Here is a 16,193-nt window from a genome sequence, read left to right as displayed (position 1 = left end):
CCCAAGAGTCCACATCGACGGGGAGGTTTGGCACCTCGATGTCGGCTCATCGCATCCTGGGGCTGTAGTCGGTCCCAAGGGTTGGGCTGTTCGCCCATTAAAGCGGTACGCGAGCTGGGTTCAGAACGTCGTGAGACAGTTCGGTCCCTATCCGTCGTGGGCGTAGGAAATTTGAGAGGAGCTGTCCTTAGTACGAGAGGACCGGGATGGACGCACCGCTGGTGTACCAGTTGTTCTGCCAAGGGCATAGCTGGGTAGCTATGTGCGGAAGGGATAAGTGCTGAAAGCATCTAAGCATGAAGCCCCCCTCAAGATGAGATTTCCCATAGCGTAAGCTAGTAAGATCCCTGAAAGATGATCAGGTTGATAGGTTCGAGGTGGAAGCATGGTGACATGTGGAGCTGACGAATACTAATAGATCGAGGACTTAACCATATAATATGAAGCAAATGTTATCTAGTTTTGAAGGAATATATAATTTTCTTCTTGATATTTCGAAAGAAATGTTTATAATGATAAAAGTCTGGTAATGATGGCAGAGAGGTCACACCCGTTCCCATACCGAACACGGAAGTTAAGCTCTCTAGCGCCGATGGTAGTTGGGACCTTGTCCCTGTGAGAGTAGGACGTTGCCAGGCTATTATTATTCCGCAGTAGCTCAGTGGTAGAGCTATCGGCTGTTAACCGATCGGTCGTAGGTTCGAGTCCTACCTGCGGAGCCATTATGCTTCCATAGCTCAGCTGGTAGAGCACTTCCATGGTAAGGAAGAGGTCACCGGTTCAAGCCCGGTTGGAAGCTTGGGAAGAGTTTTAAAATTTTTGGCCCGTTGGTCAAGTGGTTAAGACACCGCCCTTTCACGGCGGTAACACGGGTTCGAATCCCGTACGGGTCACCACTTTTGGAGGATTAGCTCAGCTGGGAGAGCACCTGCCTTACAAGCAGGGGGTCGGCGGTTCGATCCCGTCATCCTCCACCATATATATTTTAAATGTCGGAGGGGTAGCGAAGTGGCTAAACGCGGCGGACTGTAAATCCGCTCCTTCGGGTTCGGCAGTTCGAATCTGCCCCCCTCCACCATTTTCTTTAAAATAACCTGAGAGGGTTTATTTTTTTGAAAAGATAACCATACTAGTAAATATTAATGGGCTATAGCCAAGCGGTAAGGCAACGGACTTTGACTCCGTCATGCGCTGGTTCGAATCCAGCTAGCCCAGCCATTTACGAGCCATTAGCTCAGTTGGTAGAGCATCTGACTTTTAATCAGAGGGTCGAAGGTTCGAATCCTTCATGGCTCACCATTTTCGCGGAAGTAGTTCAGTGGTAGAATACAACCTTGCCAAGGTTGGGGTCGCGGGTTCGAATCCCGTCTTCCGCTTAATTACTAAGGGGCCTTAGCTCAGCTGGGAGAGCGCCTGCCTTGCACGCAGGAGGTCAGCGGTTCGATCCCGCTAGGCTCCATCTAAATAAAAAGCTTACATCATATGATGTAAGCTTTTTTTGTATTTAAAAAGACAACTTTCATACTTGTCGTTTAAAATGAAGAAAATGTAAAAAGAAAGGATGGGGATAATTGTGAAAGTTGTTATTGCATCTGATTCATATAAAGAAAGCTTAAAAGCTATAGAAGTATGTGAAGCTATTGAAAGAGGTTTTGGAGCGATTTTCCCTAAAGCAGAGTATGTAAAAATACCAATTGGGGATGGGGGAGAAGGAACGGTTGATTCGCTTGTGGATGCTACAGGTGGAAGAATGATATCACTTCAAGTGACAGGGCCGCTTAGAGAACGTGTACAAGCCTTTTACGGTATGTCTAAAGATAAAAAGACAGCGTTTATTGAAATGGCAGCAGCATCAGGATTACAACATGTTCCGGTTAAAAAGCGAAACCCACTTATTACAACGACTAAAGGAACAGGAGAACTTATACTACATGCGCTAGACGAAGGAGCTGAGCACATTATTTTAGGACTTGGAGGAAGTGCTACAAATGATGGCGGAGCAGGTATGTTGTCAGCTTTAGGAGTCAGGTTTATAAATGAAGAAGGGGAAGTAATAGAGCCATCTGGAGGCACGTTACATTCGATTGTCGCTATTGATTTTTCGCGAATGGATTCACGCTTAACGCATATAAAGATAGAAGCAGCATGTGATGTAGATAATCCGTTAGTTGGGATAAGGGGAGCATCTTTCGTATTTGGCAGACAAAAGGGTGCGAACGCAGAGATGATGAAAGAGCTGGATGAGAATGTAAAGCATTATGCGAATATCCTTAACCAATCTTTATCTTGCGACGTATCTAAAATACCTGGTGCAGGAGCCGCAGGAGGAATGGGAGCAGCTGTTATTGCAGTGTTAAAGGGAAACTTGCGGAGAGGAATTGAAATTGTATTAGATTATACAAATTTTGATAAGCATATAGAAGGTGCAGATTTAATTATAACTGGCGAAGGGAGAATAGATGAACAAACAGCATATGGAAAGGCCCCTGTAGGTGTTGCGGAGCGTGCAAAGCCTTTTCGTATTCCGGTGATTGCTATTGGAGGATCTGTATCTCCGAATTATCCGGCTGTTCATGAAAAAGGAATTGATGCAGTATTTAGTATTACAGCGAGTCCGATGACATTAGAAGAGGCATATAAAGTAGCAGAAGAGAATATTGAAATGACAGCAAAGAATATTGCAGCATTGTGGAAAATAGCATCAGAAAAACACTTCTAAATGTAGGAGTGTTTTTTATTATTATTTAATAATAATGATGAAAATTGTTTCATTAGGTTAACTTTATACATAGAATAGTCTTAAAATTTGGATTTTAAAGCGAGTATAAGTGAATAATTTGTATATCCATACAGAAAAATGTCGAGTTGAGTCAGACTATATAAAAGATTTAAAATATTTAGTGAAGGCACAAAAGGGGGATACTATCTATGAAAAAAGAAATCTCAGTTATTGGAGTTCCAATGGACTTAGGGCAGATGCGTCGTGGAGTTGATATGGGGCCGAGCGCAATCCGTTATGCAGGTGTAATTGAAAGAATTGAAGAAATTGGATATGACGTTAAAGATATGGGAGATATATGTATAGAGAGAGAAAAAGAAGTAGATGTAAATACAAGTTTAAGAAACCTTACACAAGTTGCAACTGTATGTAACGAATTAGCAAGTAAGGTGGATCATATTATAGAAGAAGGACGTTTTCCACTTGTATTAGGTGGCGACCATAGTATTGCTATTGGTACATTAGCTGGTGTTGCGAAACATTATAAAAATTTAGGTGTTATTTGGTATGATGCACATGGCGACTTAAATACAGAAGAAACTTCACCATCTGGAAATATTCATGGCATGTCACTCGCAGCAAGTTTAGGGTATGGGCATCCTTCACTTGTAGATTTATACGGGGCATATCCAAAGGTGAAAAAAGAGAATGTTGTAATTATCGGTGCACGTGCATTAGATGAAGGCGAAAAAGACTTTATTCGCAATGAAGGTATTAAAGTATTCTCTATGCACGAGATTGATCGTATGGGTATGACGGCTGTTATGGAAGAAACAATCGCGTATTTATCTCATACTGATGGTGTGCATTTATCATTAGATTTAGATGGTCTTGACCCTCATGATGCACCAGGAGTTGGAACACCTGTAATTGGTGGCCTATCTTATCGTGAAAGCCATTTAGCAATGGAAATGTTGGCGGAAGCTGATATTGTTACATCTGCTGAGTTTGTAGAGGTAAATACGATTTTAGATGAGCGAAATAGAACGGCAACAACAGCGGTTGCTTTAATGGGTTCTTTATTCGGTGAAAAACTAAAATAAATGTAAGAAAAGCAACTGAGAAGTTGCTTTTTTTATTTGAAAATAAGCGTATAATAATGATTTATATTATACTGTACGATAAGAATGTTTGACATCTTACCAATTTAGGCTAAAGGGGGTTGTTTGTAATTGTTGTTTGTTTCAAGTATGGTATAATTAACTAGTTGTTGGAAATACATACAGATAGAGCATAAAACAATATTTCAATATATGGATAGAATTGCTCGTAAGTAGGAGGAAGGGTTAGCATGCCTTTTGAAGATACGACCATTTTGAAATATCTTAGTACGGTATTAGATATTGCCGTTGTATGGTTTATTATATATAAGCTAATTCTCATAATCCGTGGGACGAAAGCTGTTCAACTTTTAAAAGGGATTACAGTTATTATTGTCGTTCGGATGATCAGTATTTTCCTTGAATTGCATACGCTATATTGGCTAACGGAACAAGTATTAACGTGGGGATTTTTAGCCGTTATTATTATTTTCCAGCCAGAATTGCGGAGAGCACTTGAGCAGCTAGGACGCGGGAGTTTATTTTCGCGTGTTGGAACTCATGAGGATGATGAACCTGAAATCGTTGCAACAGCGATAGCGAAAGCAACGGAATATATGGGAAAACGTAGAATTGGTGCATTAATTACTTTGTCAAAAGAGACCGGTATGGGTGATTATGTGGAAACGGGTATTCCACTAAATGCAAACGTATCATCGGAATTACTTATTAATATTTTCATTCCTAATACACCTCTTCACGATGGGGCAGTAATTATGCAAGGAAGTACCATTAAAGCAGCAGCGTGTTATCTTCCGTTATCGGAAAGTCCATTTATCTCTAAGGAGTTAGGAACTAGGCATCGTGCTGCAATGGGAGTTAGTGAAGTCACTGATAGTATTACTGTAGTTGTGTCGGAAGAAACTGGCCAAATTTCTTTAACGAAAAATGGTAAGTTGCATCGTGATTTGAAGGCAGAACAACTGAAAGATATGTTGTTGGCTGAATTTAGTGGAAACGAAAAAACGACTTCTTCGTCTTTATGGAATTGGAGGAGAAAGCGTCATGGATAAGTTAATGGAGAATCATTGGTTTTTAAAAGGGATCTCATTACTATTGGCGTGTATGCTTTTTATGTCAGCGACTTTAACTGAAAAAAATACGACATCGGGGATACTACCTTTCGCAAATGATGCGAAAGAAACATTAACTAATTATGAAATTAATCTTAAGTATGATGAAGAGAAATATATTGTAAGTGGTATTCCGTCAGAGGGTGTTAAGGTGAAGTTAGAGGGCCCAAAAGCAGCAGTTGCTACGGCAAAAGCAAAAAAACAATTTGATATACCAGTTGATTTGAGAGATAGCGAAAAAGGAACGTATGAAGTTTCTTTGAAAACGAACGGGCTTCCAGATGATGTGAAAGGAACAGTTCAGCCATCAATAATTAAAATTACTCTTCATGAAAAAGCGAGAAAATATGTTCATGTAGACTTAAAATTATCAAATGAAGATCAGATGCCTGCGGGTGCTACTCTTGAAAAATCAAATATTAAACCGGATACTGTTGAGGTAGTTGGGACGAAAGAAGAAATTGAAAGTATTTCATCTGCTAAGGCGTATATTGATTTAAAGGGTGTTAATAAAACTGTTACAAAAACAGCCGAGGTTACATTATACAATAAAGAAGGAAAACGTTTAAATGTAAGAACGAGTCCATCTAAAATTAGTGTAACATTGAATGTGGCGACGCAAGCTACAGCCAATAATACTGAAAAAACTGTTCCTGTAACGTATACGAAAAAGGGGAGTTTACCAGAAGGATTGGCCGTTACAAATATTAGCGTTGAGCCGAGAGAAGTAACGATAGCAGGTCCAAAAGATATCTTGGATAATATACAATCGATAGAGGGGGTCGAAGTAGATCTTAGTCAATTGACAGAGTCTACAACATTCGATACCTCTGTTTTATTGCCAAAGGGTGTAACAAGTGCAAAACCGAATCAAGTGAAGGTTTCGGTAGGAGTGCAAAAAACAAAACAAACGAAAACAAGAACGATTGATGGTATATCGATTCAAAAAAATGGACTTTCTAAAGATGTTACGGCCCAGCTACTTTCGCCGCAAGATGGGAAGATAAGCGTTGATATTTCAGGAGAAACAAGTATAGTAGATAAAATAACAGCTGCTCAAATAACAGCAGCAATTAATTTGCAAAATGTGTCTCCGGGGACGAAGGATGTTTCTATTCAAGTGAGTGGTCCTGGTAATATTTCAATAGAGCCAAAACAAAAAAGTGCTAAAGTCACAATTGTGAAGAAAGAAAATCCAGATAAAGAAGTACAGGGTAACGGTGAAAAACCAGATTCAAATAATAACCAAGATAATCAAACTGAAAAACCAAAAAATCCTGAACCTAAACCTGATCCGGAAAAGGAACAGGAACAAAATAAAGAAAAAGAAACTAATCAAGAGCCAACAGTAGATAATCAAAAAGAGCCAGAAAAAGGAGCGAATCATAATGGGTAAATATTTTGGTACAGATGGAGTACGCGGGGTTGCGAACCAGGAGTTAACACCTGAATTAGCGTTCAAAATTGGACGTTTTGGTGGTTATGTATTAACAAAAGATACAGATCGTCCAAAAGTAATTATCGGCCGTGATACACGTATATCAGGACATATGTTAGAAGGAGCTTTAGTAGCAGGCCTATTATCAACTGGAGCAGAAGTAATGCGCCTTGGTGTTATTTCTACACCAGGTGTTGCTTATTTAACAAAAGCGTTAGATGCACAAGCAGGTGTTATGATTTCTGCATCTCATAATCCAGTACAAGATAACGGAATTAAATTCTTCGGTTCAGACGGTTTTAAATTAACTGATGAGCAAGAAGTAGAAATCGAAGCTTTATTAGACAAAGAAGTCGATGAATTACCACGTCCAACAGGTACTAACCTAGGACAAGTGAGTGATTATTTTGAAGGCGGACAAAAATATTTACAATACATTAAACAAACTGTAGAGGAAGATTTCTCTGGTTTACATATCGCTTTAGATTGTGCGCATGGTGCTACGTCTTCTTTAGCTCCGTACTTATTTGCTGATTTAGAAGCTGATATTTCAACAATGGGAACTTCACCAAACGGTATGAACATTAACGATGGAGTAGGTTCTACACATCCGGAAGTATTAGCTGAATTAGTAAAAGAAAAAGGTGCTGATATCGGTCTTGCCTTTGATGGTGATGGTGATCGTTTAATCGCTGTAGATGAAAAAGGAAACATCGTTGATGGCGATCAAATTATGTTTATTTGTGCGAAGTACATGAAAGAAACTGGTCAACTAAAGCATAATACAGTCGTTTCAACTGTTATGAGTAACTTAGGTTTCTACAAAGCACTAGAAGCTAACAATATCACAAGTGATAAAACAGCAGTTGGCGATCGCTATGTAATGGAAGAGATGAAGCGTGGTGGATATAACCTGGGTGGAGAACAATCAGGTCATATTATCTTACTTGATTACATTACAACTGGTGATGGAATGTTAAGTGCACTTCAACTTGTAAACATCATGAAAATGACGAAAAAACCACTATCTGAGCTTGCAGGTGAGATGATCAAATTCCCACAATTACTAGTAAACGTTCGTGTAACAGATAAAAAACTAGCATTAGAAAACGAAAAAATTAAAGAAATTATTCGTGTTGTAGAGGAAGAAATGAACGGTGATGGCCGCATTCTTGTTCGTCCATCTGGAACAGAGCCACTTATTCGTGTAATGGCAGAAGCACCAACACAAGAAGTTTGTGACGCATATGTACATCGCATTGTAGAAGTTGTGAAAGCTGAAGTTGGCGCTGAATAATTCGATAAATTTATTGAAAAGGAGCACAATAAGTGCTCCTTTTTCATATGTTTTATAGACGATGAAAAAAATTTCATTGACGGTTTATCCATGTTTGTTATAAGATGGTCTTGTTCTTTTTCTCAAAGGAAATATTGTAAATTATAGAAGCGCCAGAACTACAAGTAGTGTAGTTGACGAGGTGGAGTTTATCGAGATTTCGGCGGATGACTCTCGGTTGTTCATCACAACCGCAAGCTTTTACTTAAATCATTAAGGTGACTTAGTGGACAAAGGTGAAAGTGTGATGAGAGAAAAGGAACGGATGAAAACTAGCTGTATAAGTATATACGGACTTAAACCCAATCGAGAGGAAGGTGAAAGCCGTTACAAGCTTACAGGGCTAGCAATATGTAATCCGTTTTTTAGTATAAATAAAAATGGTATCGGACTATGTCGTTACATGTTCGCAGAGCAATGTAAGCATTTGTAACGGCGACTAAACATGTGTGGAATCGTAGGATTTATTGGAGAGCAAGATGCAAAGGAAATTTTATTAAAAGGTTTAGAAAAGCTAGAATATCGTGGATATGATTCAGCAGGTATTGCAGTACAAGCAGAGAACGGTGTTGTTGTATACAAAGAAAAAGGTCGTATTGCAAAACTCCGCGAAATCGTAGATGAGAACGTAGCAGCAAGCGTGGGAATCGGTCACACACGCTGGGCTACACATGGTGTTCCAAGCAAAGTAAACGCGCATCCGCATCAAAGTACATCAAAACGCTTTACGCTAGTTCATAATGGTGTAATTGAAAACTATGAGTTAGTGAAAAAGGAATATTTACAAGATGTAACGTTCGTAAGTGAAACAGATACAGAGGTTATCGTACAGCTTATGGAACAACAAGTGAGCACAGGACTAAGTGTAGAAGAAGCGTTCCGTAATACGCTATCTCTTTTACATGGCTCTTATGCAATCGGATTACTTGATGCTGAAAATCCAAACATGATTTATGTTGCTAAAAACAAAAGCCCGCTATTAGTAGGTGTTGGTGACAACTTTAATGTTGTGGCGAGCGACGCTATGGCGATGTTACAAGTTACAGATCAATTTATCGAATTAATGGATAAAGAAATCGTAATTGTAACGAAAGAAAGTATTACAATTAAAAACTTACAAGGTGAAACGATTGAACGTGCACCGTTTACAGCGGAATTAGACGCAAGTGATATTGAAAAAGGAACGTATCCTCATTTCATGCTTAAAGAAATCGACGAGCAACCACTTGTAATCCGTAATATTATTCAAAAGTACCAAGATGAAAATGGCGAGATTGAATTGAATGAAGATATCCGTAACGCAATTTTAGATAGTGATCGCATTTACATCATTGCATGTGGAACAAGTTATCATGCAGGTCTTGTTGGAAAACAATTTATCGAGAAGTTTGCAAAAATGCCAGTTGAAGTGCATGTAGCAAGTGAATTCTCTTATAACATGCCATTATTAACAGAAAGACCATTCTTCATTTACATTTCACAAAGTGGTGAAACAGCTGATAGCCGTGCAGTACTTGTACAAACAAATGAAATGGGTCATAAAGCATTAACAATTACAAACGTACCTGGTTCTACGCTTTCTCGTGAAGCTGATTATACACTTCCGTTATACGCGGGACCAGAAATTGCAGTGGCATCAACGAAAGCTTACACAGCACAGCTTGCAGTACTTTCAATTTTAGCAGCTGATATTGCTAAAGCAAAAGGTGAAGTTCTTGATTTTGACTTAACACACGAACTAGGACTTGTAGCAAACGCAATGGTAGTACTTTGTGATCAAAAAGAAGAAATGGACGCATTAGCAAAGAAATTTTTAGCAACAACTCGTAACTGTTTCTTCATCGGACGTAGCGTAGACTTCTACGTAGGATTAGAAGGTGCGTTAAAGCTAAAAGAAATCTCTTACATCCAAGCAGAAGGATTTGCTGGAGGAGAGTTAAAACACGGTACAATCGCCTTAATCGAAAATGGCACACCAGTTATCGCACTTGCTACACAAAAGCACGTAAACCTTGGAATTCGTGGTAACGTGAAAGAAGTAGTAGCACGCGGAGCTAATCCATGTATCATCTCAATGAAAGGCTTAGAAATGGAAGGTGACAGCTTCGTATTACCAGCTGTACACGAAACACTAGCACCACTAGTAGCAGTTATTCCATTACAACTTATCTCATACTACGCAGCACTTCATCGCGAGTGTGACGTTGATAAGCCACGTAACTTAGCTAAGTCTGTTACGGTTGAGTAGGAGATTGGTAGGTTAATAAATAAATGAATCGGTACCCCTTTAGATATTGTATCTAAAGGGGTATTTTTGTATTGAAAAAGAACATCTAAAATTGGTAAGTGGCTAGCACCCTACTAATGAAGGTTTTACTTTATTGGAGTTGGAATAGAACTACTTTGATTTATTTGAATTTTCAGCTATCATTTTAAGTATGTGTGAACAATTCTCTTTATTATAAAGAGAAGAGACGATAGATTCATGGTCATTACAAGGGGGGCTTATTAATGAAAGTGAAAGCAAAAACATATTTAAGTATAGAAGAGATTATTTCATCACCGGTCGTATCCAGTGCAAATATAAGTGATGATGGAAAAAACGTAGCATTTGTAAAAAAGACAGCTAACTGGGATGACAATACGTATAGAAATCATGTATGGATATATGAGAAAGATAAAGGGCAGGGTTATCCACTAACAAATGGGGATATAGATAGTACACATCCATTATGGTCTCCAGATTCTAAGACTATTGCATACCTTAGCCCAGGCAGTGACGGAGCTAATACAAATCAGATCTTTGTTAAATCAATAGATGGTTGTAGTGAGGTTCAAATGACTGATGAGGAAGAAGGTGTCAGTACATTTAAATGGAATCCCACGGGTAAAGGTTTTTATTATGTTGCACAGTCAAAAGAATGTGAGAAAATAAAGAAGCATAAGGAACGATATGGAGATTTCCACCATGTAGGTAAGGAACATCGGAATAATTGTTTATACTACGTTGAAATAGAAAAAGTGATACAAAATGATAAAGGGGAACGGAAGGTTAGCAGTGTTTATCAACTAACGGACGGTAAGGAGTTTTATATACATAACTTTGATATTTCAAATGATGGGAAAAAGGTTGTATGTATGGCTACACCAAGCCTAAACGATTATATGAATGGTGAGCTCTACATATTAGATGTTGAAGCTGGAGAACTACAAAAAATGAATATGGATAAGTTGTTAGGAGCAAGCGTCTGCTTTTCTCCCGAGGGCGATAAAATATGTTACGCAGCAAGCATAAGAGAGAAGGATTACTATAGGAATTATATACAAGATAGTACATTAGAGATATATGATATGAATACGGGAGAGGTAATTCAACCTCTAACAAATTTTGATAGTACGGTTATGCCATTACAGTGGACGGCTAAAGGGATTTTAATTAGGTGGCAGGATAAAACAAATTACCGTATTGGATTGCTATGTGAGGATGGAACTGTGGAAATGTTAAGCGAAACAGTAGAAGGATTTATAATGGATGCCTCTATAACAAGGGATGGAAATCATATAACATATACTAAGGCTATAACAAATGAAACCTTTGAAATCTATTTGGATGATAAAAAAATAACAAATGAAAATAGCTTTTTCAAAGGCAGGCTTAAAAGTAACAGGGAAATCATCTCATGGAGAAGTAGTGATGGTCTTGAAATAGAAGGTGTTTTATCAACCCCAGTAGAGTTTGAGGCAAATAAAAAACATCCCTTATTAGTAGTAATCCATGGTGGTCCGAATTGGGCGTCCTTTCCGATATTTTCAGACTGCTTCAATGAGAAATATCCGATTGAACAGTTTGTTGAAAAAGGCTTTATCGTTTTAGAACCAAACTATAGAGGAAGTTCTGGTTATGGTAATGAATTTTTAAAAGCAAACTATAGAAAACAAGGATTTGCTGATTATGATGATATTATATCTGGAGTGGATGAACTAGTTGAAAAAGGGATTGTAGATAAAGATAGAGTAGGAGTTATGGGATGGAGTAACGGAGGATATATATCAGCTTTCTGTTCTACATTTAGTAGTAGATTTAAAGCTATTTCAGTTGGAGGTGGAATTACTAACTTGAGTACCCATTATGTAAATACAGATATCCCTTACTTTATTAGAATGTATTTAGGAAATACTCCATGGAATGATCCAGAGATATATAAGAAGACATCACCAATGACATATATTAAATCAGCTTGTACGCCCACCTTAATTCAACATGGCGAAAAGGATGCAAGAATTCCAATTACAAATGCATATGAACTACATCAAGGATTAAAGGATATGGAAGTTGATACAGAATTAATTATATTTAAAGGAATGGCATATAGCTCGGATCAGCCAGGAATGAGAGTAGCTATTATGAGGCAGAACTTGATGTGGTTTTCACACTATATTCTTGGGGATAGTATGGAAGATTTTAGTACTATATAATAGATAAGCGCACAGGGATTTTTCATTTTGCAATCGGGTCAGATTGTTGAAAAAGAGACTTAATAAATTATATAATTTATTGTAAATATAAACGGTGTTCGAACAATTATTGAAACGATTTATTATAAAGCATATACTTAAACAATTGTAAGCAAATGCAATACGGAGGATTAATATGACAGAGAATAAAAATGAGTTATCTGCAGAACAACGCGAAGAACTATTAAAAGTATTACAAGCCCGTTTTGAGAAAAACATGAACCGCCATGAAGGTCTTGAATGGGCTAAAGTTGAAGCGAAGCTGGCTACTAATACTGAAAAACTATGGTCAATTAATGAAATGGAAGTAACTGGCGGTGAGCCGGATGTTGTTGGTTATGATGAGGAGAAGGACGAGTATACTTTCTATGATTGTTCAAAGGAGAGTCCTAAAGGTCGCAGAAGTCTTTGTTATGATCTTGAAGCATTAGAGTCAAGAAAAAAACATAAACCAGAAAATAATGTTATTGATGTGGCAACTGCTATGGGCATTGAATTATTAACGGAAGAACAATATCGAGAGTTGCACCAGCTCGGGAATTTCGACATGAAATCATCAAGCTGGGTACAAACACCTTCAGATATTCGAGAACTCGGCGGTGCTCTATTTTGCGATTATCGCTTCGGACACGTTTTCGTGTATCACAATGGAGCAGATTCATACTATGCTGCTAGAGGATTTCGTGGTTCGCTAAAGGTCTAAATTTGGAAAAAGTAAGAGTATGTTTTAATTAATCTTTTTGAAACATGCTCTTTTTTATAATTGTTATTTAGAGTTATTCATATTGGTTTGATTAACCTAGTTAAGAACTGTAATACTATGTAAAATTAATTAATATCTAGCATATTAGTAAAATCATACCTAGAGGTGTAGCAAAAAAGGATTTCTAAAAATAGGAATTCTTTTTTATTTGTTGTCAGGATTTTTAAAGAATTTAGAGATTTCATAGAAAACAAACGGGATATCGAGTAAAATGTTAAGTATTGTTTTCGACATTCAAAAGGGTATTTTAAAGGTTTTTTTCGCTAATTTTTATAAGTCTATTAAAGGAGGAAGATATATCTAAAATAGCGAGATATATCAAATTAAACATGAGTATTACATTTCATAAAAAGGTAGTAGCATTAACAGCAGGATTAACGGTATTATCTTCATCTGTGGTATCGTTCGCAGAGGAACAACAATCAGTAAATAACTATCAATCTATAAGTGCCCTGGAACAAGGTGAAACAGGTCAACTTCAGGTATCAGACGAACAAGCTTTAAAAAGCATTGAAGAAAGTTTTCAAGGAGTAGATGGACGTGGTGGAGGTACTGTCGATAATAAGAAAGTGGACAGTCTTCAAGGTTCAGAAGGTATGTATGAAGAAACAGGTACATTAACGGTTCCTAACAATTCAAATAGAACAAAACGTAGTCTTTCTTTTTCAGCACCTAAAGTTTCTAGTACTATAAATGGCGTTCCATTTACTGAATGGATTGTTCCGACTGGTAATGAGAATATTCGTCCTCAAAACCACATGATTCCAAAGTATATTACAATTCACGAGACTGACAATAAAAGTGTAGGAGCAGGAGCTAAAAACCACGCTCAATACTTATATAACCAAGCAGTAGGACAAACAGATCGAGCTGCATCATGGCACTTTACAGTAGATGATAAAGAGATTTATCAACACTTACCATTAAACGAAAACGGATGGCACGCAGGAGACGGTGATGGACCAGGTAATAGAGAATCTATTGCCATTGAAATTGCAGTTAACAGTGATGGTGACTATAATAAGGCAGTAGATAACGCTAAGAAACTTGCAGCTTATTTAATGAAAGAAACAGGTGTACCATTAAATAATGTCGTAAAACATCAAAAATGGAGTGGTAAAAACTGTCCTGCTATTATGATTAACAGTGGACAATGGGTTCCATTCGTAAATGGTGTTGAAGGGTATTATAATAAATTTTATCAACCAACAGACGATATAACAGGAGGTTGGTATGAGCCAGCTATTCGTGATTTGAATAGAAGAGGTATTATGGTCGGAGAAGGAAACGGTATTTTTGCGCCTAATAGATCTGTAACAAGAGCTGAGTTTGCTCAATTAATCTCTAATTCTCTAAGTCTTCCAGCTGGAGATGCAACGTTTAAAGATTTAAATGATGTACATCCAACTTTACGAGATGGTATTAAACGTACTGCAAGTGCAGGCATCATTTCTGGTAGAGGAGACGGTAATTTTGACCCTAACACACCTATTACAAGAGAAGAAGCTGCAGTTATTGTAAATAAAGCTTTACAGTATAAAAAAATAAATGGACCATTGGCAAACTTACCATTTGCAGATAAAGATCAAATTATCTATAAAGAAGCAGTACAAAGATTATACGGTTTGGGTATTGTAAAAGGTATGGGAGATAATCTGTATGTGCCTAAAGGAACGACGACTCGTGGTGAAACAGCAGCATTCATTTTAAACATGCTTCAAGTAATTGAAACTGGTAGTGTTCAAAAAGGAATTGGTACAGTTGAAATTAATGGAATTGGGGTAAATGTTCGCAGCGGAGCAGGTGCTAGCTACTCTGTTGTTAGAAAAGCAAGCAAAGGTGAAAAAGCTACAGTATACGAAGAAAAGAATGGCTGGCTAAGAATTGGTACAGATGAGTGGGTTTATAATGAGCCTAGTTACATGGTATATAAGAAGGATAAAAATTAAACCGTTAAGACGAAAGTTATATATTAGGTATTCCAATTAAAAACAGGCGATGGGCAGTATTTTTCCCATTGCCTGTTTTTCTGTTGTATTTTCTTTTATATTATTTAAAATGTTTTGTCATATTGCTATAATAAAAATAGAGATATATGAAAAGGAGACAAGGATTCAATATGTGTACGAACTTGTAATGATTAGAAATTAGATAGATGAATTTTTCTCTCATAAGTGAGGGGTTATTTAGCTATCTGTAAATCATTCAAGGACTGCATATTTGGCTTGTACATCCCCTTTGTAAGGATAGATACCTATGTGGGGAAATTTATATCTCTTATATAAAATATGCGTCCTTTAAAATTGGAGGAGTATATGATGAATCAATTAAAACATAAAGTAGCAATTGTTACAGGTGTAAGTCGTTTAGATGGTATAGGCGCAGCGATTTGTAAAGAGTTAGCTGAAGCAGGATACGATATATTTTTTACGTATTGGACAGCTTACGATAAAGAGATGCCTTGGGGCGTCGATCAAAGTGAACAAATACAATTAAAAAAAGAGTTACTAAAAAACGGTGTGAAAGTATCGAGCATGGAGTTAGATTTAACTCGGAATGATGCACCGAAAGAGCTTATAAATAAAGTTACTGAACAACTAGGATACCCTCATATATTAATTAATAATGCAGCGTATTCTACAAATAATGATTTCTCTAATTTGACTGCTGAAGAATTGGATAAGCATTACATGGTAAATATTCGTGCGGCTACATTGTTAAGTAGCCAATTTGCCCGAGGATTTGATAAGAAATCTGGTGGTAGAATTGTGAATATGACTTCAGGTCAATTTCAAGGGCCTATGGCTGGAGAACTGGCGTATGCAACAACGAAGGGAGCTATTGACGCTCTTACTAGTACGTTGTCAGCGGAAGTAGCCCATTTAGGAATAACAGTGAATGCAATTAATCCAGGTCCAACTAGTACAGGGTGGATGACTGAAGAGATAAAGCAAGGATTAAAACCAATGTTTCCTTTCGGCAGAATTGGTGAGCCAAAGGATGCAGCGAGGCTTATTAAGTTTTTAGTAAGTGAAGAAGCAAAATGGATTACAGGACAAGTTATTCATTCAGAAGGCGGATTTAAAAGATAAAGTGAAACTTTAATTAGTGGGGGGTTTTTTCATCCCCCACTGATTATTAGCCTTCACCAATCGGACTTTTAAGGGCAGTTGATCCCCCACCTAACTT

The 16,193-nt window shown here is 37.6% G+C and carries 11 protein-coding genes, 9 tRNA genes and 2 rRNA genes (1 of these 22 running past the window's edge); all 22 read left to right on the top strand.

The annotated features are described in order from the left end of the window. A 23S ribosomal RNA gene (locus QCI44_RS27465) occupies positions 1-435 on the top strand; it begins 2,487 nt to the left of the window's first position. An 87-nt stretch (positions 436-522) separates the two neighbouring features. Next, positions 523-638: ribosomal RNA gene (rrf, locus tag QCI44_RS27460) — 5S ribosomal RNA — on the top strand. 9 nt (positions 639-647) lie between these two features. Then, positions 648-722 (top strand) — tRNA-Asn (locus QCI44_RS27455). 4 nt (positions 723-726) lie between these two features. Continuing rightward, positions 727-799: transfer RNA gene (locus tag QCI44_RS27450), tRNA-Thr, on the top strand. Between the two features lie 22 nt (positions 800-821). Further along, positions 822-896, top strand: a tRNA-Glu gene (locus QCI44_RS27445). A 5-nt stretch (positions 897-901) separates the two neighbouring features. Next, a tRNA-Val gene (locus QCI44_RS27440) sits at positions 902-977 on the top strand. 17 nt (positions 978-994) lie between these two features. Further along, positions 995-1,078, top strand: a tRNA-Tyr gene (locus tag QCI44_RS27435). A 65-nt stretch (positions 1,079-1,143) separates the two neighbouring features. Further along, positions 1,144-1,218, top strand: a tRNA-Gln gene (locus QCI44_RS27430). Between the two features lie 5 nt (positions 1,219-1,223). Next, positions 1,224-1,299, top strand: a tRNA-Lys gene (locus QCI44_RS27425). A 5-nt stretch (positions 1,300-1,304) separates the two neighbouring features. Beyond that, positions 1,305-1,376: transfer RNA gene (locus tag QCI44_RS27420), tRNA-Gly, on the top strand. Between the two features lie 10 nt (positions 1,377-1,386). Next, positions 1,387-1,459 (top strand) — tRNA-Ala (locus QCI44_RS27415). Between the two features lie 114 nt (positions 1,460-1,573). Next, complete coding sequence (locus tag QCI44_RS27410) at positions 1,574-2,719, top strand: glycerate kinase (protein ID WP_016089661.1); 1,146 nt, start codon at positions 1,574-1,576, stop codon at positions 2,717-2,719. A gap of 209 nt (positions 2,720-2,928) precedes the next feature. Beyond that, the gene (rocF, locus tag QCI44_RS27405; protein WP_016089660.1) at positions 2,929-3,822 is read left to right on the top strand and encodes an arginase; all 894 of its coding nucleotides are present in this window, start codon (positions 2,929-2,931) and stop codon (positions 3,820-3,822) included. A 248-nt stretch (positions 3,823-4,070) separates the two neighbouring features. Further along, positions 4,071-4,892 (top strand): diadenylate cyclase CdaA, encoded by an 822-nt coding sequence (gene cdaA, locus QCI44_RS27400; protein ID WP_016089659.1) that lies wholly within the window; start codon positions 4,071-4,073, stop codon positions 4,890-4,892. Beyond that, on the top strand, positions 4,885-6,348 hold the full coding sequence (locus tag QCI44_RS27395; RefSeq protein ID WP_016089658.1) for a CdaR family protein: 1,464 nt from the start codon (positions 4,885-4,887) through the stop codon (positions 6,346-6,348). Before cdaA ends, QCI44_RS27395 begins: the two co-directional genes overlap by 8 nt. Continuing rightward, entirely contained in the window at positions 6,341-7,687 is a 1,347-nt protein-coding gene (gene glmM / locus QCI44_RS27390) for a phosphoglucosamine mutase (protein ID WP_088083153.1), read from the top strand. The genes QCI44_RS27395 and glmM overlap by 8 nt, the downstream gene beginning before the upstream one ends. A gap of 286 nt (positions 7,688-7,973) precedes the next feature. After that, entirely contained in the window at positions 7,974-8,159 is a 186-nt protein-coding gene (locus QCI44_RS27385; RefSeq protein ID WP_033659100.1) for a hypothetical protein, read from the top strand. Positions 8,160-8,171: 12 nt separating this feature from the next. After that, positions 8,172-9,974, top strand: a complete 1,803-nt coding sequence (gene glmS / locus QCI44_RS27380; RefSeq protein WP_016089656.1) for a glutamine--fructose-6-phosphate transaminase (isomerizing) — start codon at positions 8,172-8,174, stop codon at positions 9,972-9,974. Positions 9,975-10,237: 263 nt separating this feature from the next. Next, complete coding sequence (locus tag QCI44_RS27375) at positions 10,238-12,202, top strand: S9 family peptidase (RefSeq protein ID WP_088083154.1); 1,965 nt, start codon at positions 10,238-10,240, stop codon at positions 12,200-12,202. Between the two features lie 175 nt (positions 12,203-12,377). Further along, positions 12,378-12,944, top strand: a complete 567-nt coding sequence (locus tag QCI44_RS27370) for a DUF4256 domain-containing protein (protein ID WP_016089654.1) — start codon at positions 12,378-12,380, stop codon at positions 12,942-12,944. 389 nt (positions 12,945-13,333) lie between these two features. Continuing rightward, a complete protein-coding gene (locus tag QCI44_RS27365) occupies positions 13,334-14,953 on the top strand; it encodes an S-layer homology domain-containing protein (RefSeq protein WP_088083155.1) in 1,620 nt (539 codons plus the stop codon). A gap of 366 nt (positions 14,954-15,319) precedes the next feature. Continuing rightward, positions 15,320-16,096, top strand: coding sequence for an SDR family oxidoreductase (locus tag QCI44_RS27360; protein ID WP_016089652.1), 777 nt, complete (start codon positions 15,320-15,322; stop codon positions 16,094-16,096). Positions 16,097-16,193 lie beyond the last annotated feature (97 nt).

The sequence above is a fragment of the Bacillus cereus group sp. RP37 genome, assembly GCF_040459695.1.
In the GTDB taxonomy this organism is placed as follows: domain Bacteria; phylum Bacillota; class Bacilli; order Bacillales; family Bacillaceae_G; genus Bacillus_A.
The sequence above is the reverse complement of the archived record's forward strand: the minus strand, read 5'-3'. Positions and strand labels throughout refer to the sequence as shown.

Coding starts and splice junctions, on each gene's coding strand:
- glmM (WP_088083153.1), top strand. CDS start 6,341: ATGGGTAAATATTTTGGTACAGATGGAGTACGCGGGGTTGCGAACCAG.
- QCI44_RS27395 (WP_016089658.1), top strand. CDS start 4,885: ATGGATAAGTTAATGGAGAATCATTGGTTTTTAAAAGGGATCTCATTA.
- QCI44_RS27360 (WP_016089652.1), top strand. CDS start 15,320: ATGATGAATCAATTAAAACATAAAGTAGCAATTGTTACAGGTGTAAGT.
- QCI44_RS27385 (WP_033659100.1), top strand. CDS start 7,974: ATGAGAGAAAAGGAACGGATGAAAACTAGCTGTATAAGTATATACGGA.
- QCI44_RS27370 (WP_016089654.1), top strand. CDS start 12,378: ATGACAGAGAATAAAAATGAGTTATCTGCAGAACAACGCGAAGAACTA.
- cdaA (WP_016089659.1), top strand. CDS start 4,071: ATGCCTTTTGAAGATACGACCATTTTGAAATATCTTAGTACGGTATTA.
- glmS (WP_016089656.1), top strand. CDS start 8,172: ATGTGTGGAATCGTAGGATTTATTGGAGAGCAAGATGCAAAGGAAATT.
- rocF (WP_016089660.1), top strand. CDS start 2,929: ATGAAAAAAGAAATCTCAGTTATTGGAGTTCCAATGGACTTAGGGCAG.
- QCI44_RS27375 (WP_088083154.1), top strand. CDS start 10,238: ATGAAAGTGAAAGCAAAAACATATTTAAGTATAGAAGAGATTATTTCA.
- QCI44_RS27365 (WP_088083155.1), top strand. CDS start 13,334: ATGAGTATTACATTTCATAAAAAGGTAGTAGCATTAACAGCAGGATTA.